The following is an 879-nucleotide window of genomic DNA, read 5'->3' as shown; positions in this document are numbered from 1 at the left end:
CGGAGTGAAGGCCGCGCAGAACGGCTACTCCGTGCTCTTCGACACCGCGACGAACTGGATCGCCCGCCTGACCGCCGCGCACCAGGCCGGCCGACTCGAGGCCGAGCTGAAGAAGATCAAACGCTACAAGCTGATCATCGTGGACGAGATCGGTTACATCCCGTTCGACCCGGACGCGGCGAACCTGTTCTTCCAGCTCGTGAGCACCCGTTACGAGCAGGGCTCGATCATGGTCACCAGCAACCTGCCGTTCGGCCGCTGGGGCGAGACGTTCTCCGACGACATCGTCGCAGCCGCGATGATCGACCGACTGGTCCACCACGCGGAGGTTCTCACCCTCTCGGGCGATAGCTACCGCACCAGATCCCGCCGAGAACTCCTCGGCAAGGATCGCGACTAAACACCCGACAGCTGCTCAACTTTCAGCCGTCGTCTGCTGATCAGATTTCACCCGCCGTTGACAATTGGCGCCTGGTACGTTGATCAGGCTCATCGAAAGTCCCCAGTGATGCTCATTGAAATTCCTCACCTGGGTGCGGTCGGATTATAGCGGTCGGCGGCTGGGTGCGATTGCTGTGCGGTGGGTTTCGTTGCGGGCGTGGTGGTCTCGTAGTCGGTAGCTGTCGCCGTCGAGTTTGAGGACGACGGAGCGGTGTAGGAGCCTGTCGAGCATGGCCGCGGCGACGGTGGTGTCGCCGAGGACTTCGCCCCATTCGGAGACCGATCGGTTGGTGGTGATGACGATCGATGTTTTCAGATACCGTTGCGCGACAACCTGAAACAACGCTGATGCGGCTTCGGCGGGCAAGGGGAGGTAGCCGAGTTCGTCGATGACGAGCAGCGTCGGGCCAGCGAAGAACCGCATGGTCGTCGACCAGC

At 62.1% G+C, this 879-nt stretch carries 2 protein-coding genes; one reads left to right on the top strand and one right to left on the bottom strand.

Annotated elements, in window-relative coordinates:
• The coding region (locus AXK61_RS17620) for an ATP-binding protein (RefSeq protein ID WP_197466860.1) at window positions 1–400 on the top strand (400 nt) is incomplete at its 5' end.
• Between the two features lie 144 nt (window positions 401–544).
• Here AXK61_RS17620 and AXK61_RS17615 read toward each other — a convergent pair.
• A partial coding sequence (locus AXK61_RS17615; protein WP_197466859.1) for an ATP-binding protein occupies window positions 545–879 on the bottom strand: 335 nt, incomplete at its 5' end.

The sequence above is a fragment of the Tsukamurella pseudospumae genome (genome assembly GCF_001575205.1).
GTDB classification, from domain to species: domain Bacteria; phylum Actinomycetota; class Actinomycetes; order Mycobacteriales; family Mycobacteriaceae; genus Tsukamurella; species Tsukamurella pseudospumae.
Note: the sequence above shows the minus strand (reverse complement) of the source record. Positions and strands in the feature narration are given on the sequence as shown.